Annotated in this window: 22 protein-coding genes and 5 tRNA genes; 16 read left to right on the top strand and 11 right to left on the bottom strand. The window is 55.0% G+C overall.

Annotation, left to right across the window (positions count from 1 at the left end):
- Window positions 1-38: 38 nt before the first annotated feature.
- Entirely contained in the window at window positions 39-2,618 is a 2,580-nt protein-coding gene (gene leuS, locus MJ923_RS15470) for a leucine--tRNA ligase (protein WP_240591855.1), read from the bottom strand.
- Between the two features lie 119 nt (window positions 2,619-2,737).
- Here leuS and MJ923_RS15465 point away from each other — a divergent pair, with 119 nt between their 5' ends.
- On the top strand, window positions 2,738-3,238 hold the full coding sequence (locus tag MJ923_RS15465) for a zinc ribbon-containing protein (RefSeq protein ID WP_240591854.1): 501 nt from the start codon (window positions 2,738-2,740) through the stop codon (window positions 3,236-3,238).
- Between the two features lie 64 nt (window positions 3,239-3,302).
- On the opposite strand, the gene MJ923_RS15460 is transcribed toward MJ923_RS15465, so the two are convergent.
- The 7 genes from MJ923_RS15460 to MJ923_RS15430 form a co-directional block, all read right to left on the bottom strand.
- Window positions 3,303-4,535 carry an EAL domain-containing response regulator gene (locus MJ923_RS15460; RefSeq protein ID WP_240591853.1) on the bottom strand — a complete coding sequence of 411 codons (1,233 nt, stop codon included), beginning with the start codon at window positions 4,533-4,535 and terminating at the stop codon, window positions 3,303-3,305.
- Window positions 4,536-4,672: 137 nt separating this feature from the next.
- Entirely contained in the window at window positions 4,673-6,232 is a 1,560-nt protein-coding gene (gene lnt / locus MJ923_RS15455; protein ID WP_240591852.1) for an apolipoprotein N-acyltransferase, read from the bottom strand.
- Window positions 6,233-6,307: 75 nt separating this feature from the next.
- Window positions 6,308-7,186 carry a CNNM family magnesium/cobalt transport protein CorC gene (corC, locus tag MJ923_RS15450; protein WP_240591851.1) on the bottom strand — a complete coding sequence of 293 codons (879 nt, stop codon included), beginning with the start codon at window positions 7,184-7,186 and terminating at the stop codon, window positions 6,308-6,310.
- Between the two features lie 28 nt (window positions 7,187-7,214).
- Complete coding sequence (gene ybeY / locus MJ923_RS15445; protein ID WP_240591850.1) at window positions 7,215-7,676, bottom strand: rRNA maturation RNase YbeY; 462 nt, start codon at window positions 7,674-7,676, stop codon at window positions 7,215-7,217.
- The gene (locus MJ923_RS15440) at window positions 7,666-8,742 is read right to left on the bottom strand and encodes a PhoH family protein (RefSeq protein ID WP_240591849.1); all 1,077 of its coding nucleotides are present in this window, start codon (window positions 8,740-8,742) and stop codon (window positions 7,666-7,668) included. Before MJ923_RS15440 ends, ybeY begins: the two co-directional genes overlap by 11 nt.
- A 147-nt stretch (window positions 8,743-8,889) precedes the next feature.
- Window positions 8,890-10,314, bottom strand: coding sequence for a tRNA (N6-isopentenyl adenosine(37)-C2)-methylthiotransferase MiaB (gene miaB, locus MJ923_RS15435; protein WP_240591848.1), 1,425 nt, complete (start codon window positions 10,312-10,314; stop codon window positions 8,890-8,892).
- Between the two features lie 215 nt (window positions 10,315-10,529).
- Window positions 10,530-10,841, bottom strand: a complete 312-nt coding sequence (locus MJ923_RS15430) for a hypothetical protein (protein WP_240591847.1) — start codon at window positions 10,839-10,841, stop codon at window positions 10,530-10,532.
- Window positions 10,842-11,062: 221 nt separating this feature from the next.
- Here MJ923_RS15430 and MJ923_RS15425 point away from each other — a divergent pair, with 221 nt between their 5' ends.
- From MJ923_RS15425 to MJ923_RS15385, 9 genes are all read left to right on the top strand, one after another.
- On the top strand, window positions 11,063-12,220 hold the full coding sequence (locus tag MJ923_RS15425) for an FAD-dependent monooxygenase (protein WP_240591875.1): 1,158 nt from the start codon (window positions 11,063-11,065) through the stop codon (window positions 12,218-12,220).
- Window positions 12,221-12,414: 194 nt separating this feature from the next.
- Window positions 12,415-13,002 carry an aminoacyl-tRNA hydrolase gene (pth, locus tag MJ923_RS15420; protein ID WP_126167738.1) on the top strand — a complete coding sequence of 196 codons (588 nt, stop codon included), beginning with the start codon at window positions 12,415-12,417 and terminating at the stop codon, window positions 13,000-13,002.
- Window positions 13,003-13,041: 39 nt separating this feature from the next.
- Window positions 13,042-14,133 (top strand): redox-regulated ATPase YchF, encoded by a 1,092-nt coding sequence (gene ychF, locus MJ923_RS15415; RefSeq protein ID WP_126167737.1) that lies wholly within the window; start codon window positions 13,042-13,044, stop codon window positions 14,131-14,133.
- Window positions 14,134-14,307: 174 nt separating this feature from the next.
- Window positions 14,308-14,384 (top strand) — tRNA-Met (locus MJ923_RS15410).
- Between the two features lie 29 nt (window positions 14,385-14,413).
- Window positions 14,414-14,498 (top strand) — tRNA-Leu (locus MJ923_RS15405).
- A gap of 38 nt (window positions 14,499-14,536) precedes the next feature.
- Window positions 14,537-14,611: transfer RNA gene (locus MJ923_RS15400), tRNA-Gln, on the top strand.
- Between the two features lie 17 nt (window positions 14,612-14,628).
- Window positions 14,629-14,703, top strand: a tRNA-Gln gene (locus MJ923_RS15395).
- A gap of 2 nt (window positions 14,704-14,705) precedes the next feature.
- Window positions 14,706-14,780 (top strand) — tRNA-Gln (locus MJ923_RS15390).
- Window positions 14,781-14,887: 107 nt separating this feature from the next.
- Window positions 14,888-16,690, top strand: coding sequence for a putative bifunctional diguanylate cyclase/phosphodiesterase (locus MJ923_RS15385; RefSeq protein WP_240591846.1), 1,803 nt, complete (start codon window positions 14,888-14,890; stop codon window positions 16,688-16,690).
- Window positions 16,691-16,775: 85 nt separating this feature from the next.
- On the opposite strand, the gene MJ923_RS15380 is transcribed toward MJ923_RS15385, so the two are convergent.
- The 3 genes from MJ923_RS15380 to lolB form a co-directional block, all read right to left on the bottom strand.
- The gene (locus MJ923_RS15380) at window positions 16,776-17,723 is read right to left on the bottom strand and encodes a ribose-phosphate pyrophosphokinase (protein WP_011760679.1); all 948 of its coding nucleotides are present in this window, start codon (window positions 17,721-17,723) and stop codon (window positions 16,776-16,778) included.
- Window positions 17,724-17,802: 79 nt separating this feature from the next.
- On the bottom strand, window positions 17,803-18,654 hold the full coding sequence (gene ispE / locus MJ923_RS15375) for a 4-(cytidine 5'-diphospho)-2-C-methyl-D-erythritol kinase (protein ID WP_420854490.1): 852 nt from the start codon (window positions 18,652-18,654) through the stop codon (window positions 17,803-17,805).
- On the bottom strand, window positions 18,651-19,274 hold the full coding sequence (lolB, locus tag MJ923_RS15370) for a lipoprotein insertase outer membrane protein LolB (RefSeq protein ID WP_240591844.1): 624 nt from the start codon (window positions 19,272-19,274) through the stop codon (window positions 18,651-18,653). Before lolB ends, ispE begins: the two co-directional genes overlap by 4 nt.
- Window positions 19,275-19,503: 229 nt before the next feature.
- Between lolB and hemA the strand changes: the two genes are divergently transcribed.
- From hemA to MJ923_RS15340, 6 genes are all read left to right on the top strand, one after another.
- Complete coding sequence (gene hemA / locus MJ923_RS15365; RefSeq protein ID WP_126167733.1) at window positions 19,504-20,754, top strand: glutamyl-tRNA reductase; 1,251 nt, start codon at window positions 19,504-19,506, stop codon at window positions 20,752-20,754.
- Between the two features lie 17 nt (window positions 20,755-20,771).
- Window positions 20,772-21,863: a peptide chain release factor 1 gene (gene prfA / locus MJ923_RS15360; protein WP_126167732.1), complete on the top strand. Its 1,092-nt coding sequence runs from the start codon at window positions 20,772-20,774 to the stop codon at window positions 21,861-21,863.
- A gap of 3 nt (window positions 21,864-21,866) precedes the next feature.
- A complete protein-coding gene (gene prmC, locus MJ923_RS15355; protein ID WP_240591843.1) occupies window positions 21,867-22,718 on the top strand; it encodes a peptide chain release factor N(5)-glutamine methyltransferase in 852 nt (283 codons plus the stop codon).
- Window positions 22,719-22,805: 87 nt separating this feature from the next.
- Entirely contained in the window at window positions 22,806-23,204 is a 399-nt protein-coding gene (locus MJ923_RS15350; protein ID WP_126167730.1) for a SirB2 family protein, read from the top strand.
- Window positions 23,201-23,989 carry a transglutaminase family protein gene (locus MJ923_RS15345; protein WP_240591842.1) on the top strand — a complete coding sequence of 263 codons (789 nt, stop codon included), beginning with the start codon at window positions 23,201-23,203 and terminating at the stop codon, window positions 23,987-23,989. The genes MJ923_RS15350 and MJ923_RS15345 overlap by 4 nt, the downstream gene beginning before the upstream one ends.
- A gap of 44 nt (window positions 23,990-24,033) precedes the next feature.
- Window positions 24,034-25,272, top strand: coding sequence for a DUF819 family protein (locus MJ923_RS15340; protein ID WP_240591841.1), 1,239 nt, complete (start codon window positions 24,034-24,036; stop codon window positions 25,270-25,272).
- Window positions 25,273-25,560: the final 288 nt, after the last annotated feature.

The following is a 25,560-nucleotide window of genomic DNA, read 5'->3' as shown; positions in this document are numbered from 1 at the left end:
GGGTTTTCCTGGTGCCTTACAGTGTCGCAGGCGTGCCCTTAGTTGGCAACGATGCTGAGCAGTTTACCGGGCACGTAGATGACCTTACGAATAGTCAGGCCATCGGTGTGCTTGGTGACTGCTTCCTCAGCCAGACCCAGAGCTTCAACCTGCTCCTTGGTGGCATCGGCGGCGACGGTGAGCTTGGCGCGCACCTTACCGTTAACCTGCACCACAATAAGCTTGCTGTCTTCAACCAGTGCAGACTCGTCGGTGGCTGGCCAACCGGCATCTTCAATGGCACTGCTGTTACCCAGCTCGCGCCACAGGTTGAAACACACGTGCGGTGCGATGGGGTAGAGCAGACGTACCACGGCAGACAGGGCTTCGTTCATCAGCGCCTTGTCCTGGGCAGACGCCAGCGACGCCTTTTGCAGGTGGTTCATCAGCTCCATCACGGCGGCAACGGCGGTGTTGAACATCTGACGGCGACCCAGATCGTCGGTCACCTTGGCGATGGTCTTGTGCAGCTCGCGGCGCAAGGCTTTTTGATCGGCATTGAGTGCAGCGACATCCAGCGCTTCGGTGGCAGGTGCCGCACTGTACTCGGAGGCCAGCTTCCACAGACGCTTAATAAAGCGGTGCGCACCTTCCACGCCGGATTCCTGCCATTCCAGGGTCAGCTCCGGTGGTGAGGCGAACATCATAAACAGACGCACAGTGTCGGCGCCGTATTTTTCCACCATCACCTGAGGGTCGATACCGTTGTTCTTGGACTTGGACATCTTGCTCATGCCGGTATACACCAGCTCATGGCCTTCGTTGTCCACGGCCTTGATGATGCGGCCCTTGTCGTCTTTCTCAACCACAGTGACATCGAGGGGCGATACCCATACGCGGGCGCCTTTCTCGTTGTTGTAGTAGAAGGCATCGGCCAGCACCATGCCTTGGGTCAGCAGACGCTTGGCAGGCTCGCTTGAGTTCACCAGGCCAGCATCACGCAGCAGCTTGTGGAAGAAGCGGAAATAGAGCAGGTGCATACAGGCGTGTTCGATACCACCTATGTACTGATCCACTGGCAGCCAGTAGTTGGCCTTGGCCGGGTCGAGCATGGCATCGGCTTTGGGCGAGCAGTAGCGGGCGTAGTACCAGGATGACTCCATAAAGGTGTCGAAGGTATCGGTTTCACGCAGAGCGTTCTGACCGTTCACCTGGGTCTTGGCCCACTCTTTGTCGGCCTTGATGGGGCTTTGTACGCCATCCATCACTACGTCTTCCGGCAGAATAACCGGCAGCTGGTCTTCAGGAGTTGGCATTACGGTGCCATCTTCCAGAGTCACCATAGGGATAGGAGCGCCCCAGTAACGCTGACGGCTCACACCCCAGTCACGCAGACGGAAGTTCACCTGACGCTTGCCTTTGCCTTCGGCGGCCAGCTTGTCGGCAATCGCCTTGAAGGCACCGTCGAAGTCCAGATTGTCGAACTCACCTGAGTTAAACAGCACGCCTTTTTCGGTGTAGGCGGCTTCAGAGATATCCACCTCGCCATCGGCAGGCTTAATAACTGCCTTGAGGGCCAGACCGTATTTCTTGGCAAACTCGTAGTCACGCTGGTCGTGGGCCGGAACCGACATCACAGCGCCGGTGCCATAGTTCATCAGCACGAAGTTGGCAGCCCATACAGGCACTTCTTCACCGGTCAGCGGGTGAATGGCGTACAGGCCAGTGGCCACGCCTTTTTTCTCCATGGTGGCAAGCTCGGCCTCAGAAGTGCCGCTTTGCTTGCACTCTTCCACGAAGGCCGCCAGCTCTGGATTGTTCAGCGCGGCTTTCTCGGCCAATGGGTGACCGGCAGCAATCGCCACGTAGGTCACGCCCATCACGGTATCGGGGCGGGTGGTGTAGATGTCGAAGCTGTCGTCAGAATCTTTGACCTTGAAGGTCATTTCCACGCCTTCGGAGCGACCAATCCAGTTGCGCTGCATGGTCTTCACCTGCTCAGGCCAACCTTCGAGGGTGTCTATGTCGTTCAGAAGCTCTTCGGCATAGGCAGTGATTTTGATAAACCACTGTGGAATTTCTTTTTGCTCAACCGGAGTGTCACAGCGCCAGCAGCAACCGTCCTGCACCTGCTCGTTGGCCAGTACAGTCTGGTCGTTCGGACACCAGTTCACCGCTGAGGTCTTTTTGTAAACCAGACCTTTTTCATACAGCTTGGTGAAGAACCACTGTTCCCAACGGTAGTATTCCGGGGTACAAGTGGCTATTTCACGGCTCCAGTCGTAGCCAAAACCCAGCATTTTCAGCTGGTTTTTCATGTAATCGATGTTTTCGTAGGTCCAGGGGGCCGGCGCGGTGGCATTTTTGATGGCCGCGTTTTCGGCAGGCAGGCCGAAGGCATCCCAACCAATGGGCTGAAGTACGTTCTTGCCCTGCAGACGCTGGAAACGGGCAACTACATCACCTATGGTGTAATTACGCACGTGACCCATGTGCAGCCTGCCGGAAGGATAGGGGAACATGGAGAGACAGTAGAACTTCTCTTTGGCAGGATCTTCAGTAACTTCAAAGGTTTTGTTTTCGGCCCAGTATTTCTGTACCTCGGCCTCGATTTCCGAATGGATGTATTGCTCTTGCATCAATTTTTCCGGCATTGCCGCCTGTTTGTTTGATCACGCGCTTGGTCTGCGCTGCGGGATCTGCATAGAATAAACCAGAAGCGGTTCATTAAAAAGGTTCCCTTGAAGGAGTATTGACGATGACGAGCAGAAGCACGGTTCTATTGGCCCTGTATCAGGATCTTACAAAGGATTTGGCCACTCACTTTGAGGCAAACCCCGACCTTAATGCCAAATACCTCTATCGGTTGATGACCACGGGGGAAGCCTTTGGCAGGCTCAAGGCTCAGGCCGATGAGGAAGAGCTGGCCTTGGCGCTGGAGTTTTTAAAGCGGGATATCGCCACTTTTTTGCAGGAAAAGAATCAGGACGCCCTGTCCCACAGTCCATCGTTTATCGCCATGGAAAATACCCTTTGGCATTGGCTGGCGGAAATTACAGATCGCAGCCAGGTGGAATGGCATGAGCTGGCGCAGGACTTTAAGCACCATGGCTATTACCAGAGCGGTGAGATTGTCAGTCAGGGGCGGATGGTGTGCACCAGTTGCGGCCATGGCATGGATATCGAGTTCCCATCGGTTGTGCCCGACTGCCCCGAGTGCGACAACGAAGAGTTTATTCGCGAGGCGCTGACGCCCTGAGTCACTGCGTTAGCCTGCCTTGCTTGCAGGCCTTACATATCGTTTTTTACATCTGGCTCGCCCATCAGCCTTTAAAGTGGCGGATGGGCACAACTTTATTGCCGCCAAACTGGCGCTGCCAGCTCTTGTACCAGGCGCCCAGGGTCTCAAGCGGCCTTGGCATACTGATAAGATACCCCTGCAGCACCAGCCGCGGGTAGGTTTCCATCAAGAACTTAAGCTCACTTATCTGCTCAATGCCTTCGGCTATCAGGGTGATGTTGAGCTGCTCGGCGATGTCCGAAAGGCCGGTTACTATCGCCTGGCAGAAACTGTCGCGGTGGATATTGATGATGAGTGAACGGTCGATTTTTACTTCCGTGTAGGGCAGGTTTCTCAGCTGATTAATGTTGGTAAAGCCGGTGCCAAAGTCATCCAACGACAGCCCAAAGCCCCGTAAACGCAGCCGGTTCAAACACTCCAGCTGTTCGTTGTTTTGAATGGTTTCCTCTTCTGTAAGCTCCAGGATAAGTTCGCTGTTGTCATGTCCCGTTTGCTGCCAGATGGCTTCAATGGTGTCGGCAAGCTGGGTGTTTTTAAGCTCTTCCGGGCTTAAATTCAGTCCAAGTTTTACCTGTTTGCCGAGTAATTCCTGGATGTGGTCAAAGTCTTTGGCGGCCAGGGTGAGCATGCGCGCAGAGAGTTCTTGCATTAAGCCTGCGGCGCTGACCGTGGGCAAAAAGCGGAACGGGCGCACTGCATTGATTTCTCCGGGCAGTTTAAGCCTGACCAGTGCTTCAACGCTTTCCACTTCCATGTTGGCGAAGTTCACCTTGGGTTGGTAGTAAGGCACTATCCAGCCTTGCTCAAAGGCCTCATGAACTTGCTCAAGGCTTAAGGCACTGTGATCCGGCAGGTTGCCCGCAAGCAGTTCGTCGGCCTTTTGTACCAGTGCGGTAATGTCGTCCAGTTGAATGGGTTTACTGATACAGCCAATCAGGCGCAGGCGATGGTTGCGGGCGATGTCAGCGGCGAGACTGATAATGCGCTTATCCATTTCCGAGATAATGGCTACTGCACCTGAGTACCCCAGTTCGCCCAGGCGGCGCAGCACCCCAAGACCATCGATATTGGGCATTCGCAGGTCGGTCAGTACCATGTAGATGTCGTCCGGACCACGGGCAATGAGGTCCAGTGCTTTATAGGCCGAGGTCATGGCGGTGATATGTTCAAACCCCAAGCGGCTCAGCATAGTTTTCATGACCATCAGGATGGCTTCAGAATCATCGATGACGACGATATGTTTATCGGCAAACATGTCCGTGTTTCTCCGGCTGCTGGCACATCTCTTTTAAGACTAGAAAAGGATGCCTAAAACGCAAAATAAACCAAATGAGAGACGGTAAAGAAAAAGCGGCCTCGGGGGCCGCTTCTGCATTCATTCTTGCCAGGGTGTTACTGGGGGGAGGGGTTTGAGCGGCGGCGCTGCAGCGCGGGTATCAGCCCAAGTAACAGCCCAAGTAACAGCAGCAACCCACAAAGCAGTTGCAGTGGCAGGTGGCCGAATTTGGCAAACAGGGTGATCCCTTTTACCAATGGCACTTCGGCGCTCAGCACCGCAGTTTCAAACTGGGGCAGCAGATGGGTTACTTGACCCTTTTCATCCACCACCGCCGTGACGCCATTGTTGGTAGCGCGAATAAGCGGCCTGCCAAGCTCTGCCGAGCGCATACGGGCGATTTCCATGTGCTGCAGAGGGCCGTTGGATGCACCGAACCAGGCGTCGTTGGAGACGGTCAGCAGCATATCGGTATTTGCGCTGAAGTTGGCTCTGAGCTGCTCTGGAAAGGCGATTTCATAGCAGATGGCTGGTGCGAATGAGTAACCCGCCGCTTTCAGATTGGGCTGCTGATAGTCGCCGCGGTTAAAAGATGACATCGGCAGATTAAAGAAGGGCGCCAGTGGCCGCAGCAGTGATTCCAGCGGTACAAATTCACCGATGGGCAGTAGGTGGTGCTTGCGGAATTCATTACCACCACCACTGACATAATCCGGGCTGCCCTGCTGTTTGGCGTTATGATTCCCAAGCACAATCAGCGAGTTGTACCAGCGCTCGTTTTGACGGCTGATAATGCCCGTGATGATGGCGCTATCGTTTAAGTTGGCCACCCGGTTGGCGTTATCCAAAAATTCCTGCACCATATATTCGGGGGCCGGAATGGCCGCCTCCGGCCACAGAATGATATCAGCATCCAAATGTGGTCGGCTTAAATCCAGGTATTTAACCATGGTGGGCCATAGCTGCTCTGGCTCCCATTTCATGCTTTGGGGCACATTGCCCTGTACCAATGCTACCTTAACCGACTCGCCGCTGCGCTCGATAGAGGAGGAGAGCATAGCTCCCCATACCGACAGTGCCAGCAGCGGCAGCAGTACCATAAGTGGGATAATTTTACGTTGGGCAAGCAGCGCCAGCGCGCCGGCAACAATCAACACAGCAAAGCCAATCCCCTGTACGCCAATGACCTGAGCAAGCGGCAACAAGGGGCCGTCGGTTTGGCTGTAACCTGCCCACAGCCAGGGGAAACCGGTGAGCATCCAGCCGCGCAAAAATTCCGTTAAGATCCACAGCACCGGAAACAGGCCGAGCAGATTAAAGACAGGGCTTGCGCCTTTCAATCTTGCATAGAGGGCGCCAGCCAGGGCGGGATAGAGCGCCAGATACAGGGCCAACAGCCCCATCAATGACAGCGACACAGGCAGCGGTAAACCGCCGAATTGGTCGATGCTGACATGTACCCAGCTGATGCCAAATACAAAGGCGCCAAAACCAAAACTGAGCCAATGCCAGAAGGCAGCTTTGGGGCCATGTTCACGGCCAAGCAGTAAGGTAAAGGCGATGGCGAGGGGATAAATCGGCCACAGGGCGTAAGGGGCAAAGGCCAAAGAAGTCGAAGCCCCTGCCAAAAAGGCAAGGGCTGCACTGAGCCGACGTGAGCCGGCGATACGGGTCATCCAATCCACTTGTTGCTATCTTTCCCGGTAAGCGGGGCCATCAAACCGTATTGATTGGTGATGGCCCGTTGAGGATCAGCCTTCCTGGGCTTCCAGCTGCTCGGGATCCGGAAACTTTACCCTGAGTTGGATAAGTCTGCGGGTATCGGCGCTGATAACCTTGAATTCGATGCCGTCGATACTGATCTGCTCGTTGCGCTCTGGCAGGTGGCCAAAGGCGTGAGCGACCATGCCGCCAACGGTATCAAACTCTTCATCAGAAAAGTTGGTGTTGAATTCTTCATTGAAATCCTCGATAGGGGTTAACGCCTTCACCATATATACGGTGTTGTTAACCTTACGGATTTCGGTTTCTTCCACGCTGTCGTGATCGAATTCATCTTCGATTTCGCCAACGATTTCTTCGAGAATATCCTCGATGGTTACCAGGCCGGATACGCCGCCGTATTCATCCACGACTATGGCCATGTGGTAACGCTGGGAGCGAAACTCTTTAAGGAGTACATCCACCCGTTTGCTCTCTGGCACTACGACAGCGGGGCGAATAACCTTTTCCAGAGCGAAGGGCTCGTCGCTGTTGTTAAAGCCGTATTGGAGCAGATCCTTGGCCAGCAGAATGCCTTCGATATGGTCTTTATCGTCGTTAACCACAGGGAAGCGGGAGTGAGCCGAACTGATAACGGTTGCCAGCAGTTCTTCGACAGTGCTGTCGATTTTAATGGCCACAATCTGGGCGCGGGGGATCATGATGTCACGTACCCGCAGGTCCGAGACTTCCAGTACACCCTGGATCATTTCCCGGGTGTCTTCGGTGATGAGGTCGCGTTGCTCGGCATCGTGGATCACTTCCACCAGATCGTCACGATTTTGAGGTTCGCCCTGGAATAACTGACTAACGCGTTCAAACCAGCCTTTCTTTTGGGCGTTGCTACTCGGGGGTATGTCGTCACTCATAGTGATTTCACGGCTATCAATAAGCCGATTATTGCTCCTTATAGGGATCGGGAAAACCGAGGCCGGTAATGAGTGTCGTTTCCAACGACTCCATTTCTTCGGCTTCGGCGTCTTCAATATGGTCATAACCTAGCAGATGCAGGCAACCATGTACAACCATGTGAGCCCAGTGGGCCTCCAGGGCCTTTTGTTGCTCAAGGGCTTCATTTTCAACGACAGACGCACAAATGACAAGATCCCCAAGCAGAGGCAGCTCGATTCCGGGAGGCGCCTCAAAGGGGAACGACAGCACATTGGTCGGCTTGTCTTTGCCGCGGTAATCGTGATTCAGCTGCTGGCTTTCGCTGGCATCTACAATCCGAATGGTCAGCTCGGCTTCATCCAGGGTATCGCCAAGGGCAACCCGCACCCAGGTTTCAAACTGAGCCTGGGTTGGCAAGTTGTCTGGTTTTACTGCGTATTGCAGGTCGAGCGCCAAATCAAGCGCCATGCTCTTGCCCCTCTTTTACCCCGGTAGCCGGGGCGGCATCATCGCCCAGACGATATTGGCTGTCGTGGCGGCCTTTGCTCGCCTGCTGTTTGGCTTCGAACTCTTCGTAGGCCTCAACGATACGGGCAACCACGGGGTGGCGCACCACGTCTTTGGACTGGAAGAAGTTAAAGCTGATTTCATCCACATCGCCCAGCACTTCAATGGCGTGACGCAGACCGGACTTTTGATGCTTGGGCAAGTCAATCTGGGTGATGTCCCCGGTGATCACCGCCTTGGAGTTAAAGCCGATACGGGTGAGGAACATCTTCATCTGCTCCACTGTGGTGTTTTGGCTCTCATCCAGAATAATAAAAGCATCGTTGAGGGTGCGGCCACGCATGTAGGCCAGCGGCGCAATTTCAATCACGCTGCGCTCAATCAGGCGCTCTACCTTCTCAAAACCGAGCATCTCGAACAGCGCATCGTAGAGCGGGCGCAGGTATGGGTCGACCTTTTGGCTCAAATCACCTGGCAAAAAGCCCAGTTTTTCACCGGCTTCCACCGCAGGACGGGTCAGCAGAATGCGACGGATTTCCTGACGTTCAAGCGCATCCACGGCGGCGGCAACGGCAAGGTAAGTTTTACCCGTACCGGCTGGACCAATACCAAAGGTGATGTCGTGGCGCACTATGTTGACCACGTACTGGCTTTGGTTGGGGTTACGGGGCTTAATCACACCGCGGCGGGTCTTGATGTAGTGCTCTTTCTGATCTTCGTGCTCGTCTTCGGCTTCAAGGGCGATAGCCTCCTGAATGGCAATATGCACTTGATCGGGCTCCAAATCCGGCGTGCTGCCTTTTACCGGCGCGGTTTCCACATAGAGGGACTTGAGCAGGTTATTGGCGGTCAGGCAGTTGCGCGGCTGACCCACAATCTGGAAATGGTTGTTGCGATAGCTGATTTCAACGCCGATGCGGCGCTCCAGCTGCTTGATATTGTCATCGAAGGGGCCACAGAGGGATGCCAGACGGCGGCTGTCTGCCGGCTCCAAATACAGGTTCATGGTGGTGAGTTTACTGGCCAATCAATACTCCGGCGTAAATATCCATACAGTTGGGCAAATGCCCAACGCCATAAGCTGAAATATACTGCGTTTCGCGGCTGTGATGCAAAGCAGTATGGGCTAAAAACGATAAGGGCGACCCGAGTCGCCCTTATGTATTCTTTGCCATCAAGGCTGGAACTTGGTCACGCCCAGGTCATCGGCCTTCTGGTGTTTGGCGAGAATGTCCTCAGGGCGCAGGCTCTTGCGCAGGTCCATTTCGTCTTCGCCGCGGATAAACTTGCCGCGCAGTGAGTTGGGGAACACGTCCACAATTTCCACATCCACGAAAGTGCCTATGTGCTTGTGCAGGCCTTCGAAGTTCACCACCCGGTTGGTTTCGGTGCGGCCGCGCAGCTCCATCGGGTTTTTCACCGAGGGACCTTCCACCAGAATGCGCTGCACTGTGCCCATCATCTGACGGCTGTAGCGCATGGCCTGCTGGTTGATAAGCTCCTGCAAATCAGCGAGGCGCTGCTTTTTCTCTTCCATATCCACATCATCCGGCAGATCGGCGGCCGGCGTACCCGGGCGGGCACTGTAGATAAAGCTGAAGCTCATATCGAAGTTCACGTCTTCAATCAGCTTCATGGTGTCCTGGAAGTCCTGGGCGGTTTCGCCGGGGAAGCCCACGATAAAATCAGAGCTGATTTGAATATCCGGACGGGCCTTGCGCAGGCGGCGGATAATCGACTTGTATTCAATTGCCATATGGCCGCGCTTCATGGCGGTCAGAATGCGGTCAGAACCCGACTGTACCGGCAGGTGCAGGAAGCTCACCAGCTCAGGGGTATCTTCGTAAACGTCGATGATATCCTGAGTGAATTCAATCGGGTGGCTGGTGGTAAAGCGCAGGCGGTCGATACCGTCGATGGCGGCAACATAACGCAGCAACTCGGCGAAGGTACAGATTTCACCATCGTGCTTGGCACCGCGGTAGGCGTTTACGTTCTGACCGAGCAGGTTCACTTCGCGCACGCCTTGCTCGGCGAGTTGAGCGATTTCGAGGATGATGTCATCCATCGGACGGCTCACTTCTTCACCGCGGGTGTAAGGCACCACGCAGAAAGAGCAGTACTTGCTGCAACCTTCCATGATGGATACAAATGCGGTTGGGCCTTCGGCGCGGGGTTCCGGCAGACGGTCAAACTTCTCGATTTCCGGGAAGGACACGTCAATCACGGCTTTTTCACCGCTGCGAACCTGGTCAATCATTTCCGGCAGACGGTGCAGTGTCTGAGGGCCAAAAATGATATCCACGCACTGGGCGCGGTCTTTGATGGCCTTGCCTTCCTGAGAGGCCACGCAGCCACCCACGCCGATGATAAGATCGGGATTCTTGTCTTTCAGGGTTTTCCAGCGACCCAGCTGATGAAACACCTTCTCCTGCGCCTTCTCACGAATTGAGCAGGTGTTCAGCAGCAGAATGTCTGCTTCCTCGGCATCTTCGGTCAAGGTGTAGCCCTGATATTCGCCCAGCAAGTCAGCCATCTTGGATGAGTCGTACTCATTCATCTGACAGCCCCAGGTCTTAATATGGAGTTTTTTACTCATCAGTTTGCGTCGCTCTTGGAACCACATAAAAAATAGCGCGACATTTTACCCATTGATACCCCCGGTGGCTAGGGTGTGAGGGCATTTATTCGGGTGTTTTTTATCCGCGGCAAGTCAGGCGGGGCAAAGCCCACAAGGCAATTAAGGACATAGCACCCGCTGGCAATATGACCTTTAATCGCCCATCGGGCTTTTTACTGGTGAGCGGTAAGCCCTTATTGAGGGGCTGTCATCCGTCGGGCGGTGTTGTCCGCTTGTGGAGCGTCCGACGAGATGCGGGTGAGCGCCAATGGCGACATTGTGCTGAAGGCTATGGCCATCTCATTGAGCTGTTCGTGGGCATCGATGCGGATGCTTTCGCCATGTTTGGCATGAAACACGCCCAACATTTCCGCCTTTTGTTGATATAAGGCATAATCCAGCGGGCTTCGGTAGATTACAGTCAGGGTTTCCATTGGCGCGGCGACCACAGGTGCGGCGAGGATGGCTGAGCCGATTAATGCGGCGGTCAGGGCGAAGACTTTCATGGTGTACCTCCGTTACTGCCAAAAGTTGGCGTCTTTACTGACTGAGACAATCTCAGTGTATGCAGAGGTTGAGTGTCACACTGTTTGCCTTTGTAACCAGTTGTGGCTAAACCGGGATCCAGAAACAATTGCATACGCTTGTGAGCAGGAATTTACATAACGCAGAGGAGCGGGTTTTGACAGCCTTGATTGAGCAGGATGTTGTTGTCATCGGTGGTGGCATGGTTGGGGCGGCGGTGGCCGCAGGTCTCGCCGGGGCCGGGTTGTCTGTCACCCTGGTGGAAACGCACTTGCCCGAGCCCTTTGAGGCGACGCAGCCGCTGGATGTGCGGGTGTCGGCGCTCAGTGTTGCCAGTGAAAAGCTGCTCGAACAGCTGGGTGCCTGGGCGGGGATCCCGGCGCGTCGGTGCGTGCCTTATCTGGGGCTGGAAACCTGGGAGCTCGAAGGTTTTATTACCCAATTTCATGCCAGCCAGATTGGCGCTTCCCATCTTGGTCATATCGTTGAAAACCGGGTGGTGCAGCTCGCTATCTGGGATGTATTCGACCGGCTGGATAGCTTAACCGTGAAAGCCCCTGCCAGGGTTGCGAGCTACCAGCGAGTCAGCGAAGCTGAGCTTGAGGGCGGTGCAATTGATGTGCATCTGGAGTCTGGTGACTGTATCCGGGCGCGACTGCTGGTTGGCGCAGATGGCGCCAACTCCCAGGTGCGCAGCTTTGCCAATATCGGGCTGACCGGTTGGGACTATGCCCAGTCGGCGATGCTGATTAACATTGCCACCGAGTCTGAGCAGCAGGATGTGACCTGGCAGCAGTTTACCCCCCAAGGGCCGCGCTCACTGCTGCCGCTGCCCGGCAAACATGCCTCTTTGGTCTGGTACGACGATGCCGGTAAGATTGCCGCGCTCGCCAAACTGTCCAATAAAGAGCTCGCCGAGGCGATTCGTCAGCAGTTCCCATCCCGGCTCGCCCCCGGGTTTGAGGTGTTGGATAAGGGCCATTTCAAACTGACCCGCCGCCACGCCCAGCGCTATTTTGACCCGAACCTGGTGCTGCTGGGTGATGCGGCCCACACCATCAATCCACTGGCAGGGCAGGGAGTGAACCTCGGTTTTAAAGATGTGGCTGTGCTTGTTGAGGAAATTCGTGCGGCCATGCACAAAGCCGAGCCTTGGTTTGGAGAGTCCGTGTTGTCTCGCTATCAGCAAAAACGCTGGCGTGACAATCAGTTGATGATGTCCACCATGGATGCCTTTTACGCATCATTCAGCAATGATTTGCTGCCGCTGAAGCTTATTCGTAACGCGGCGCTGAAACTTGCCAATATCGACAGCCCCATTAAGCGTGAGGTGCTCAAGTACGCTATGGGCCTTAAATAACCCACAGCGATTTCCGATTTGGCGCCTGCGGGCGCCTTTTGCTTTTAAGGCCTGTCTCCCCGCCAGCTTCGCTATTTGTTGTGCCTTTTATTTGTTGGGGCGTGCAATTGGGTGTTAAAATGCGCCGTTTTCAACACCAGTGCCCGATTTCTGGCTTAGCCTGAAACGGGTGCAGGACAAGAGTTCTGTTATCCATGTGCGATATTAAACTGATTGTGGGCCTGGCCAATCCAGGGGCTGAATATGCCCAAACCCGCCATAATGCGGGTGCCTGGTATGTTGAGGAGCTTGCCCGCATCGCCAATGTCAGTCTGGCGCCGGACCCCAAGTATTTCGGTTTAACGGCAAGGGCAATTTTGTGTGGCAAGGATGTGCGGCTGCTTATTCCGTCTACTTTCATGAATTTGAGTGGAAAGTCGGTGGCGGCGCTGGCCAATTTCTTTCGCATTGAGCCGGAGCAAATTCTGGTGGCTCACGATGAGCTGGACATGGAGCCCGGTGTGGCCAAGTTTAAGCTCGGAGGTGGTCATGGCGGTCACAATGGCCTGAAAGACATCATCGCCAAGATGGCTAACAACAAGAATTTCTATCGCTTGCGGATTGGTATTGGCCATCCCGGCGACAAGAACAAGGTCAGTGGCTATGTGCTCGGCAAGGCGCCGGCAACCGAACAGGGGCGGATGAATGCCGCCATCGATGAAGCGGTTCGTGCCACTGAAATCCTGTTCAAAGAAGATATGACCAAGGCCATGCACAGGCTGCACAGCTTTAAGGCCGAATAATTCAGTTACGCTGCAACAGTTAAGAAAAGGGTTAATTTTATGGGTTTTAAATGCGGGATCGTTGGTCTGCCCAACGTCGGTAAATCAACGCTCTTCAACGCGCTGACCAAGGCTGGTATCGAAGCGGCAAACTTTCCATTTTGTACCATCGAGCCAAACACCGGCGTAGTGCCTATGCCAGATCCGCGTCTGGACGAGCTGGCTGCCATCGTTAACCCTGAGCGTGTTATCCCAACGTCCATGGAGTTTGTGGACATCGCCGGTCTGGTTGCCGGTGCCTCCAAGGGCGAAGGCCTTGGCAACAAGTTCCTGGCTAACATCCGTGAAACCGAAGCTATTGGTCATGTGGTGCGCTGCTTTGAAAACGAGAACATTGTGCACGTGGCCAACCGCGTTGATCCTGCCGGTGATATCGAAGTGATCAACACCGAGCTGGCACTGGCCGACCTCGACAGTGTAGAGCGCGCCATTGTGCGTCAGCAAAAGCGTGCCAAAGGCGGCGACAAAGAAGCCAAGTTCGAAGTGGAAGTGCTGGAAAAGCTGCGTCCAACGCTGGATGAAGGCAAAATGCTGCGTTCGCTGGAGCTGTCAAAAGAAGAACTGGCAGCCGTGGCTTACCTCAACCTGCTGACCCTGAAGCCGACCATGTACATCGCCAACGTGGCGGAAGACGGCTTCGAGAACAACCCGCATCTGGATGCGGTACGTGCGATTGCGGCTAAAGAAAACGCAGTGGTTGTGCCTGTGTGCGCCGCTATTGAATCTGAGCTGGCCGAAATGGACGCCGAAGAGCGCGACGAGTTTATGGCTGATCTCGGTCTGACCGAGCCAGGCCTGGATCGCGTTATCCGCGCCGGTTATGAGCTGCTCAACCTGCAAACCTATTTCACCGCCGGTGTGAAAGAAGTGCGTGCCTGGACCGTGTCTGTGGGAGCGACTGCACCTCAGGCGGCCGGTAAAATCCACACCGACTTCGAGCGCGGCTTCATCCGTGCCCAGGTGATTTCCTTCGACGACTTTATCGCCTATAAGGGCGAGCAGGGTGCCAAGGAAGCGGGCAAGATGCGTGTGGAAGGTAAAACCTACATCGTCAAAGACGGCGATGTGATGCACTTCCTGTTCAACGTCTAAGTCTTTGGACTTGCGGGTAACGGTAAATTTTGCTTATCTGTTGCCCGCTTTGATGAAGGATTAGGCGAACGGTGTTGCTGGGCAGAATTGTGCTAAAAAAGCTGTTGACCTGTCTTCGGTGAATCAGCATAATACGCCCCGTTCCTCGCCGAGAGGGACGTGAAAAAACGTAGTGGCTATGTAGCTCAGCTGGTTAGAGCACAGCACTCATAATGCTGGGGTCGCAGGTTCAAGTCCCGCCATAGCTACCATCTTCTCAGGATGTAAAAATGAGACCAAAGCGGGAGTGGTGAAATTGGTAGACACGCCAGATTTAGGTTCTGGTGCCGCAAGGTGTGAGAGTTCAAGTCTCTCCTCCCGTACCATTTAACTAAGCTTTCGCTTAGTCGGAGTTAAGTGCTGTTGGGGTGTCGCCAAGCGGTAAGGCACCGGGTTTTGATCCCGGCATACCTAGGTTCGAATCCTAGCACCCCAGCCATCTTCTCCCTCAAAAATTGGGGTGTCGCCAAGCGGTAAGGCACCGGGTTTTGATCCCGGCATACCTAGGTTCGAATCCTAGCACCCCAGCCATTTGGGGTGTCGCCAAGCGGTAAGGCACCGGGTTTTGATCCCGGCATACCTAGGTTCGAATCCTAGCACCCCAGCCATAACATCAAGCCCGTCCATTGGACGGGCTTTTTGTTTTGGTGATTCGTGCTTGTCAAAGCTAAATCAACAGTTAATATAAGGGTATTATTATAATACGGCAGATTGTATGACTATCCTTAGTAAACTCAAGGATATGGCTACAAGTAGCTGGCTGTTTACCCTGTTGTTTGCGGCCATGGTTCTGCTGGTTACCCTGACATTGTTAAGCGAGTATTCGACCATTGGACTCAGGGTGCTGTCCCTGCTGTTTGCGGTAGAATTACTGGTGGCCTGGTTTGCCACCGGCATTCATCGATTTGCCAACGCCATGGGTGCCCTGACGGTTCTGCTGCTGCTTTGTATCCTGTTCCCGTTAGACATTGAACTGATTGAAGAGGCCTTTGTATTGGTGCCTCTCCTCTTCGTTATGCTATTCCCCGCCAGCCTTTGGCCATTGGCTACTGCGCCGCTATTGCTGCTCACCTATCTGCCCTCTGTTGAAGCCCATGCCTTATCTGAATGGCTTGAAGATGCCGTTGAGCTGCTTGTTATTGGCAGCTTCGCCTGCGTGATGAGCTACTTCTACTCCAAGAGCCAGGCCCAGGTGCATCACTTCGCCAACTTAAGCCGTACTGACGATTTAACTGGCTTGGGTAATCGCAAGGCGTTTCGTGAACACATGGCCCGGCTGTTTGCGGCGGTATCGCAGAATAAACTCGCAGGCTTTGCGCTTATTATGCTGGATGTGGATGCCTTCAAGCGGGTAAACGATCAGTATGGTCACAGCGGTGGCGATCAACTGCTCAGTGAGCTGGCGGCCCGATTACAGCAGGCAGCCGGGCGCAATATCCATAGCTACCGGATTGGCGGCGATGAGTTTGCGGTGTTGTTTGAGCTCAGTGAAGGCGCCATGGCGGGCACGGCGAAGGCAGAGGCAGAGATCCTGATGGAACGCCTGGAGGCCCCTTACCGGGTGTTCAGTCACCTGATCCAGGTGCAGCCCTCCATGGGTATCGCCATTGCCCCCTGGGACAGTAACGATGCCGAGTCCTTGTGTCGCAACGCCGATTTGGCGCTCTACTCAGCCAAACGCCAGTTGCAGAGCGCCATCAGCTTTTTTGATGCCAGCCTGCATCAGGAGTCCCTTGCCAATTATGAGATTGAGCGGCAGTTGCGGCTTGCCATTGAAGAAAATGAGCTGCATCTCGAATACCAGCCCAAGGTGTGTATGCAGACCGGCGCGATTAAGGGCGTTGAGGCGCTGCTGCGCTGGCACAGTAAAGAGCTGGGAGTGGTTTCACCGGCCAGGTTTATTCCCATCGCCGAGGCCAACGGCACCATAGTACCCATTGGCCGCTGGGTGCTGCGCGAGGCCTGCATGCAGCTCAAGGGCTGGCAGCAGCGTTATCAGCCATTCTTTTTATCGGTCAACATTTCCATGGTACAGGTGCAGCGTGATGATCTGCTGACGCTGGTGGATGATGTGATTGCCGAAACCGGCATCGATGCCAGCTGGCTTGAGTTTGAGCTGACTGAAACCGCGGTAATGACAGCGCCGCTGGAATATATCGATATGTTGCAGTCCCTCAAAAGCCGTGGGATCCGCATTGCCATTGATGACTTTGGTGTTGCCTATTCATCACTTGCTTACCTGGCGCGGCTGCCGGTGGATACACTGAAGGTGGATAAATCCTTTGTGGATCACTGTGACAGCAGTAAGCCCGATCTGCTGATTGTGCGTACCATAGTACAGTTGGCCCACAGTCTGGGGCTGGTGACCGTGGCCGAAGGGGTGGAAACCGATGCCCAGCGCCAGGCGTTGCAAAAAGAAGGTGTGGATCGCTATCAGGGCTACCTGTTTGCCAGGCCTCAGCCCAGTGACCAGATTGAAACGCTGTTGTCGGCCAGTTTGCGGCTGGTGCCGGTTTGACCTTAAGTATCGCTTGAGTAGCAGACATAAAAAAACGCACCTCAAGGTGCGTTTTTTTGAAGCTTAAGCTGTGGGCTCAGGCGTATCAGTGCTGAAACATCGCAGAGATAGACTCTTCGTTGCTTACACGGCGGATAGCCTCGGCCAGCAGGGCAGACATGGTCAGCTGGCTGACTTTGCCTACTTTCATCATCTCTTCGCTCAGAGGTACTGTATCGGTCACAATTACTTCATCAATCACTGAGTTCTTGATGTTTTCTGCAGCCTTGCCAGAGAACACTGGGTGAGTGGCGTACGCGAACACGCGGTTGGCACCATGTTCTTTCAGGGCTTCGGCGGCTTTACACAGGGTGCCACCGGTATCAATCATGTCGTCAACGATGATGCAGTCACGGCCTTCAACGTCACCGATGATGTGCATTACCTGAGCCACGTTGGCCTGTGGGCGACGCTTGTCGATGATAGCCAGGTCGGAATCGTTCAGCAGCTTGGCAACGGCGCGGGCGCGTACAACGCCACCGATGTCCGGAGATACAACCACAGGGTTATCCAGCTTCTTGGCAACCATGTCTTCCAGCAGCACTGGGCTACCGAACACGTTGTCTACCGGTACGTCGAAGAAGCCCTGGATCTGCTCGGCGTGCAGGTCACAGGTCAGTACTCGGTCAACACCTACGCTGGACAGGAAGTCGGCAACTACTTTGGCGGTGATAGGCACACGGGCAGAGCGCACGCGGCGGTCCTGACGGGCATAACCAAAGTAAGGGATTACGGCGGTGATACGACCTGCTGAGGCGCGGCGCAGGGCGTCTACCATCACAATGAGTTCCATCAGGTTGTCATTGGTAGGGGCGCAGGTGGATTGAATGATGAAAACATCAGCACCACGTACATTTTCGTTGATCTGGACACTGATTTCACCGTCACTGAAACGGCCTACCTCAGCCTCTCCAAGTTTGCAAAATAAACGGTCGGCAATCTTTTTCGCGAGACTGGGGGTAGCATTCCCAGCAAAAAGCTTGATGTCGGGCACTGTATGAACCTCAGGCGTTTGCTTGATATTTTAGTGTAGCTGCTGCATTGCATTCCCTGGCGTGCAGCGCAGAAGTCGGTTAAAGCTGAGCGAGCCTCAACTCCAACGGCGAACGATTCAGTCCTTTCGCAACAAAGCCCTGCATATCAGATGGCTTTTGAGCCAACGCCTCCAGCGCGGCCTGCTGCGAGTCGAACTCCCCGAACACGCATGCACCGGTTCCGGTCATTCTGGACGGCGCATATTCTACCAGCCAGCTTAACGCATTGGCAACTTGGGGGTATTTGGATGCAACTAAGGCCTGACAGTCATTTGACCAGTTTTCCGGCCCCAGTGAAGCCATGTCCAGTTTAGGGGTATTTCTTGGTAAATCAGGATGCTGGAACACTTCGGCGGTGGAAACGTGGGCGTCAGGGACCAAGACCAGATACCAGGGCTCGGCGACTTCGACCGGCTGCAATTTTTCGCCTACGCCTTCTGCGAAGGCGGCTATGCCATTAATAAAAACCGGTACATCGGCGCCCAGTTTCAAGCCTATGTTCATCAGGGCTTTTTTATCCAAACCCAGCTGCCACAGGGCATTGAGGGCCACAAGCGTGGTGGCTGCATCCGATGAACCGCCGCCAAGGCCGCCGCCCATGGGCAGACGTTTGTCGAGCCAGATCTCAGCGCCCTGGCTGCAACCTGTGACGCTCTGCAAAGATTTTGCGGCTTTCAGAATTAAGTTATCGCTATCGGGGACAACCTGGCCCAAATTGGAGTGCAGTGTCAGCTCGGGCGTGGCGGTCACTTTAAAATCCAGCCAGTCGCCATGGTCGATAAATTGAAACAGGGTTTGCAGTTCATGGTAGCCATTGGGCAAACGGCCATTGATGTGCAAAAACAGGTTCAGTTTTGCCGGGGCCGGCCAGGCAAGGGATACAGGCATCATCGGGCTCCTTTGGTACCTTGGGCACTGGCCAGTGCCTGCCACTCATTGGTTTGTAACTTGATGCTGGCGCTGGCGTGCTTAAGTTCCATCATCCGTGGCACCGAGGCGCCGCTCTGGGTTTGCCAGCTGGCAATCTTGATGCTCCATTGGCCATCGGCGCTGATGATGGTTTTTGGACGGTTGAGTTCGTCATATTCGACGCTATCGCCGTCCATCGCCTGACCGGTAATCCAAAAGGGCAGGGCATCGATGGGCAGGGTAAAACCACTTAGGCCATCGAGCAGCCGCTGTGGGCTGGGGTCCGAATACGTTTTGCCATCCACTTCCAGGGTGGCGCCTTCAGCGGTTTGGGTCAGCAGCAGCACAGTGGTGCCCAGCATGCTGGTGAGCCGTAATTCGGTATTGTCCGGTCCATTAAGCCAATAGAGGTTGGTTGATACCTTGTCTTCAGGGGTGCGAATGAGCAGCTTTCCCTTAAGCTCCCAGGCCTTAGCATCGCTGCTGCTGGCAACGATGACAGGGACCAGTGGCTGCTGTGGCGTGAGGCTACAACCACCGAGCAAGGAAAGGGCAGTCAGGCCAGCAAGAGTGAATTTTGTGAATCGGCGCAAGTTAATCATCTATGACTGAATTAAATAAGTCCTTATGATACGAGGGCTTTAAAAATTATACCAATGGCCTTACCCGCTTTTTGCCCGCCTTCGCCTATTTGGCCAACATTGATGGAAAAAGCGGATAACAACAGAGATCTTTATTCGGTTTTGTTAAGCCTATTCTGTTTTTAATGGCCCCAATTCAGTAGAATGGCGTAATTCACTCAAGCGCCGCACAGGATCCAGAAACAGTCAGATGAGCCTTGTAGCAATCGGGATAAATCACAAAACGGCCACGGTCGACCTGCGAGAAAAAGTCGCCTTCTCCCCGGACAAGATCCATGATGCGATGCGAAGCCTTGCCTGCACCACCTCGTCCAATGAGGCGGTGATTGTCTCTACCTGTAACCGTACCGAGCTGTACTGCAATAACGCCCAGGCCAGCGACATCATTCATTGGCTTGAGTCTTACCATGGTCTGAGCCACGAAGAGCTGATGCCCTGCGTGTATCATCATCAGGGCCAGGAAGCGGTGCGGCATTTGATGCGGGTGGCCTCAGGACTGGACTCCCTGGTACTCGGTGAGCCGCAGATTTTAGGTCAGGTCAAACAGGCCTTTGCCAAGGCCAAAGAGGCCGGCACTGTGGCCGTGACTCTGGACCGCCTGTTCCAGAGCACCTTCTCCGTTGCCAAAAAAGTGCGCACTGAGACCGAAATCGGCAGCGCCGCCGTTTCTGTGGCCTTTGCTGCGGTCAGCATGGCCAAACATATCTTCTCGTCACTGGCGTCAACCAAGGTGCTGCTTATCGGCGCCGGGGAAACCATTGAGCTGGTGGCCCGGCACCTGAAAGAAAATGGTGTCACCTCCATGGTGGTGGCAAACCGCACCGTGGAGCGCGCCGAAGCCATGTGCGAAGAGTTTGGCGCCACTGCAATTACGCTTTCGCAAATTCCAGAGTATCTCCCCAAGGCCGATATCGTGATATCCTCTACCGCCAGCCCGCTGCCTATCCTAGGCAAGGGCATGGTAGAAAAGGCACTCAAGCAGCGGCGCCATCAGCCTATGTTATTGGTTGATATCGCTGTTCCCCGTGATATCGAAGCAGAAGTCGGCGAGCTCGACGATGCATTTTTGTACACGGTGGACGACCTGCAAAGCATTGTCGAACAGAACATGGCCTCCCGAAAGGAGGCGGCCGAGCAAGCCGAGGTGATAGCTCAGGAGCAATCTTTCCTGTTTATGGATTGGATCCGCTCCCTGGAGTCGGTGGACAGTATTCGTGAATACCGGACCGCCAGCATGGCAATCAAAGATGAAATGGTAGAGCGTGCCCTCAATAAACTGGCGCAGGGGGCCGATGGCGAGCAGGTTATTCTGGAACTGGCCAACAAGCTCACCAACCGTTTGATCCATGCACCTACTCAGGCCCTCACGGCGGCGAGCCGTCAGGGTGACCTCAATACACTGGGGCAACTTCGGACCGCGCTCGGCCTGGATAAACACTGAGATTTTTTGAGAGCTAAATGAAGGAATCCGTCATCCGCAAGCTGGAAGGCTTGCTCGAGCGCAACGAAGAAGTACTGGCGCTGCTCAGCGATGCCAGCATCATTGCCGATCAGGACCGTTTTCGTGCCCTGTCCAAGGAATACGCCCAACTCGAAGATGTGGTAAAGGGCTTCAAGGCCTACCAACAAGCCGTCGCCGATCTGGATACCGCCAAAGAAATGCTCGAGGAAGATGATCCTGAGCTGCGCGAGATGGCCCAGGAAGAGATGAAATCCGCCAAGGCGGCACTCGAGCATCTGGAAGCCGAGCTGCAAATCCTGCTGCTGCCCAAAGACCCCAACGATGAAGCCAATGCCTTCGTGGAAATTCGCGCCGGTGCCGGTGGTGACGAAGCGGCGATTTTCGCCGGTGATCTGTTCCGCATGTACAGCCGTTATGCCGAGGCACAGCGCTGGCAGGTGGAAATCGTCAGCGCCAACGAAGGTGAGCACGGCGGTTTCAAAGAAGTGATTGCCAAGTTCAGCGGCGATGGCGTGTACGGCAAACTCAAGTTTGAGTCCGGTGGTCACCGGGTTCAGCGGGTGCCGGAAACTGAATCCCAGGGCCGGGTACATACCTCTGCCTGTACCGTAGCTGTGCTGCATGAAGTGCCTGAAGCCGAAGCGGTGGAAATCAATCCATCCGAGCTGCGTATCGATACCTTCCGCGCCTCAGGTGCCGGTGGTCAGCACGTCAACAAAACAGACTCAGCTATCCGTATCACCCACCTGCCAACTGGCCTGGTGGTGGAATGCCAGGACGAGCGCTCGCAGCACAAGAACAAGGCCAAGGCCATGTCTGTGCTGGTGGCTCGTTTGCAGGCGGCTGAAGATGAGAAGCGTCGCAGCGCAGAAGCCACGACCCGGCGTAATCTGGTGGGCAGCGGCGATCGCTCTGAGCGCATCCGTACCTATAACTTCCCTCAGGGACGGGTGAGCGACCATCGCATCAACCTGACCCTGTATCGCCTCAACGAGGTGATCGAAGGGGACCTTAACGCCCTGATTGACCCCATTGTGCAGGAATATCAGGCCGATCTGCTGGCCGCGTTGGCCGACGAGCAGGGGTAAGATTTGGCTTCCCAATCCAGTATAGGTGAGGCCCTGCAATGGGCCTTTCGCACATTGGCCAGCTCATCCGAGTCGGCCAATATCGATGCCGAAGTGCTGCTGCAGCACTGCCTCGGTAAAAACCGCACCTTCCTCTACACCTGGCCTGAGCGGCAGCTGTCTGCCGAGCAGTGGAAACGCTTTGAGCAGATGATTGCCAGGCGTGCCAAGGGGATCCCGGTGGCCCACATCGTCGGTGAGCGGGAGTTCTGGTCGCTGCGCTTTATGGTGAATGCCACCACACTTATTCCACGGCCCGACACCGAGATCCTGGTGGAAACCGCACTGAATCTGCCCCTGCCGGACAACGCCAGGGTGCTGGATCTCGGCACCGGCACAGGCGCTATCGCATTGGCGCTGGCCAGTGAGCGACCAAATTGGCGCATCACCGCGCTCGATAAGGTGGATGATGCAGTGGCACTGGCCACGGCAAACCGCGACAACCTTGGTTTCAGTCAGGTGGACGTGCTGCAAAGCGACTGGTTCAGTGCGGTCAAGGATGGCGATTTCGATTTGATCGTCTCCAACCCGCCATACATAGATGAGCAGGACGAGCATCTGGCCATGGGCGATGTACGCTTTGAGCCCTTAAGCGCCCTGACCGCCGCCGATGAAGGTTATGCTGACCTCAACCATATCGCCATGCACGCCCGTGAACACTTAAAAGTAGGGGGGTATCTGCTGCTTGAGCACGGTTACGCCCAGGCGCTGCGCCTGCGGGAAACCCTGTCTGGCCTTGGTTACCACAAGGTTGCCACCGTTCGGGACTTTGGCTCAAACGATCGCTGTACTCTTGGCCTCTGGCAGGGCGAATAATGGCTTTGCGCGCACCGCCACCAATAGCAAGGGCGGTGCGATTCGGGTACACTATCGCCTTTCGTTTACGGGGAACCTACTTGAGCCATGGAAACCATTAACAGCCTGTATCCCTTTGTGAAGCACCTGCATTTGACCCTGATTGCTGTCAGCGTGTTGTTCTTTGTGGTGCGTTTTGTGCTTAAGCTGAAAGAATCAGCTCTGCTTGAGAAAAAGCTGCTGAAGATAGCACCGCATATCATCGACACCTTCTTGCTGCTGTCCGGCCTGTCGCTGTGCTTCTTAATCAAACAGTATCCATTTGTTGACCCCTGGCTGACCGAGAAAATCCTCGCCGTGGTCGCATATATACTGCTGGCCTTTATGGCGATGAAGTCCAACCGTAACAAATTCTTCCGTTTCTTTGCCTTCCTGGGTGCCATTGCCTGGGTGGTGTACGCGGCCAAGATGGCCGTGATCAAACAGGCCATTATGCTGGCATCATGAGTGATTTTTCGTTAGAAGGCGGCATCTCCTTACCGGAGACGCCGCTGGCACTTATTGAACATTTGGGGCTGGCTTCCCGCGAAAAAGCCGAATGGGCCTGGTATGAAATTGCTGGCGGTGTGCTGAGTCATTATCTGGTAGATCAGGAGGCGCGCTTAAAGGCGATGCTGAACTGGTTTTATCGTGATTTGGGCTTTTGCGCCCGCGACGATTATTTCAGCCTGGAGGCTGCAAGCCTTGCCCATGGCTTTTTATCCCGCAGTGGCAACAGCACTGTGCTGGCCACCATCATTATGCTGCTGGCCAAGCAACTGGACTTAAAGCTTGAGCCTATTTTGCTGCCGGGCAACACCTTGCTGTGTTGGCAACGGGGTAAGTCGCGGCTGATTTTGGACCCTTTGAGCGGCGAGTTTATCGACCGTGCCCGGGTTCATGCGCTGGTGCGCGGCGAGCTGGGCAATTGGGCGCGGATGAAACCTGCCTATGTAAAGCCCTCCAGCGTTAAAGAGCTGATTGCCCGTATGCTGCATGAGCTTAAGGCCGGAGCCATAGTTCAGCAGCGTTTTGATGTGGCATTGGCGTGCTGTAACCTGCTGATGGACTGGTATCCGGACGAAACCATGCTGATCCGTGAGCGGGCCTTTATCGCTCAGCAGCTCGGTGCCCATAGGGTGGCCGAAGCCGACCTTCGGCAGTTTATCGATTTAAGCCCCCACGACCCTGTGGTGGAGCTGGTGCGGATGCAGCTGAGGGAATTGGGCGAGCACCAAGATATACTTCATTAAAAATAATACCTTACAACATAATAACGACTTCGGGGGAAGGGAAGATGACAACGGCGCCTTTGGTCACCAACGACGCAACCGTGCTCGGCTTTTTGGCCATCATTCTGGGATTTGTGTTTTACACCAACAATCATCCCAGCTGGCAAAAATTCTATAAGTTTGTGCCGGCACTGCTGCTGTGTTACTTCCTGCCCTCGCTGCTCAATACCTTTGGCATTGTCGATGGCCATGCCTCCAAGCTTTACTTCGTCGCCACCCGCTATCTGTTGCCCGCCTGTCTGGTGCTGCTGATTTTGTCGGTGGACCTCAAGGCCATCATGGGCCTGGGGCCCAAAGCAGTAGTGATGTTTCTCTGCGGTACCCTGGGGATTGTGATTGGTGGCCCGGTAGCCCTGCTGCTGGTCTCTGCCATCGACCCATCCCTCACGGCTGACATGGGGCCGGACTCGGTTTGGCGCGGCATGACCACCCTGGCTGGCAGCTGGATTGGCGGCGGTGCCAACCAGGCGGCCATGAAGGAAATCTACGAAGTGGGCGGCAACGTGTTCTCGGTGATGATCACCGTGGATGTGATTGTGGCCAACGTCTGGATGGCGGTGCTGCTGTTTATGGCCTCCCGCGCCAAAGAAATCGACGCCAAAACCGGTGCCGATACCACTGCCATCGAAGTGCTGAAAGCCAAGGTGGAAAAATATAAGGCCGAAAACGAGCGTAACCCCAGCCTGACCGACTTGATGCTGATGTTGGCGGTGGGTTTTGGTATCACGGGTTTTGCCCATATCGCCGCCGATTTCCTGGCGCCTTTCTTCCTGGAAAACTTCCCCTGGACCAAGCAGTACAGTCTGACGTCAGGCTTCTTCTGGCTGGTGGTGATTGTGACCACCGCGGGCCTGGCCTTGTCCTTTACCCCGGTGCGCCATCTCGAAGCGGCTGGCGCCTCCAAGGTGGCATCGGCGTTCCTGTATGTGCTGGTGGCCACCATCGGCCTGCACATGGACGTGAGTGAGATTTTCAATACCCCGATATACTTCCTGCTGGGGATCACCTGGATGCTGGTGCACGCAGGCTTTATGTTACTGGTGGCCAAGCTCATCAAGGCGCCGCTGTTTTATATGGCGGTTGGCAGCCAGGCCAACGTGGGCGGCGCTGCGTCCGCACCTGTGGTGGCTGCGGCTTTCCATCCGTCATTGGCCCCGGTAGGGGTGTTGCTGGCGGTATTTGGTTATGCCCTCGGCACCTACATGGCCTGGCTGTGCGGCCAGTTCCTGCAGTTGGTGGGATAAGCGGTAAACAGGATTTATCAGCAAAGACCTGAGGCTTTCCTCGGGTCTTTTTTTTAGCAGCACTATCTGGCAACCGCAGAACAGAGCGTATGGCAGCGTGAGGAGTGATGGGCTTGAGTTCTTTCGTGGTATTCGGCGTAGCATGGTCCCAACGAGTAGGTGCGGCATGCCTTTACGAGTATCCACAAGGCCGTGGCTTCCTTTGGCCAAAGCTGCGCTTTGCCCGATAGCAGGGCGGCAGGGATTCAGGGTATACTCTCCCTCCAATCAGATTCTGTATCGATGCCC

Source organism: Shewanella zhuhaiensis (assembly GCF_022484835.1).
GTDB classification, from domain to species: Bacteria; Pseudomonadota; Gammaproteobacteria; order Enterobacterales; family Shewanellaceae; genus Shewanella; species Shewanella khirikhana.
Note: the sequence above shows the minus strand (reverse complement) of the source record. Positions and strands in the feature narration are given on the sequence as shown.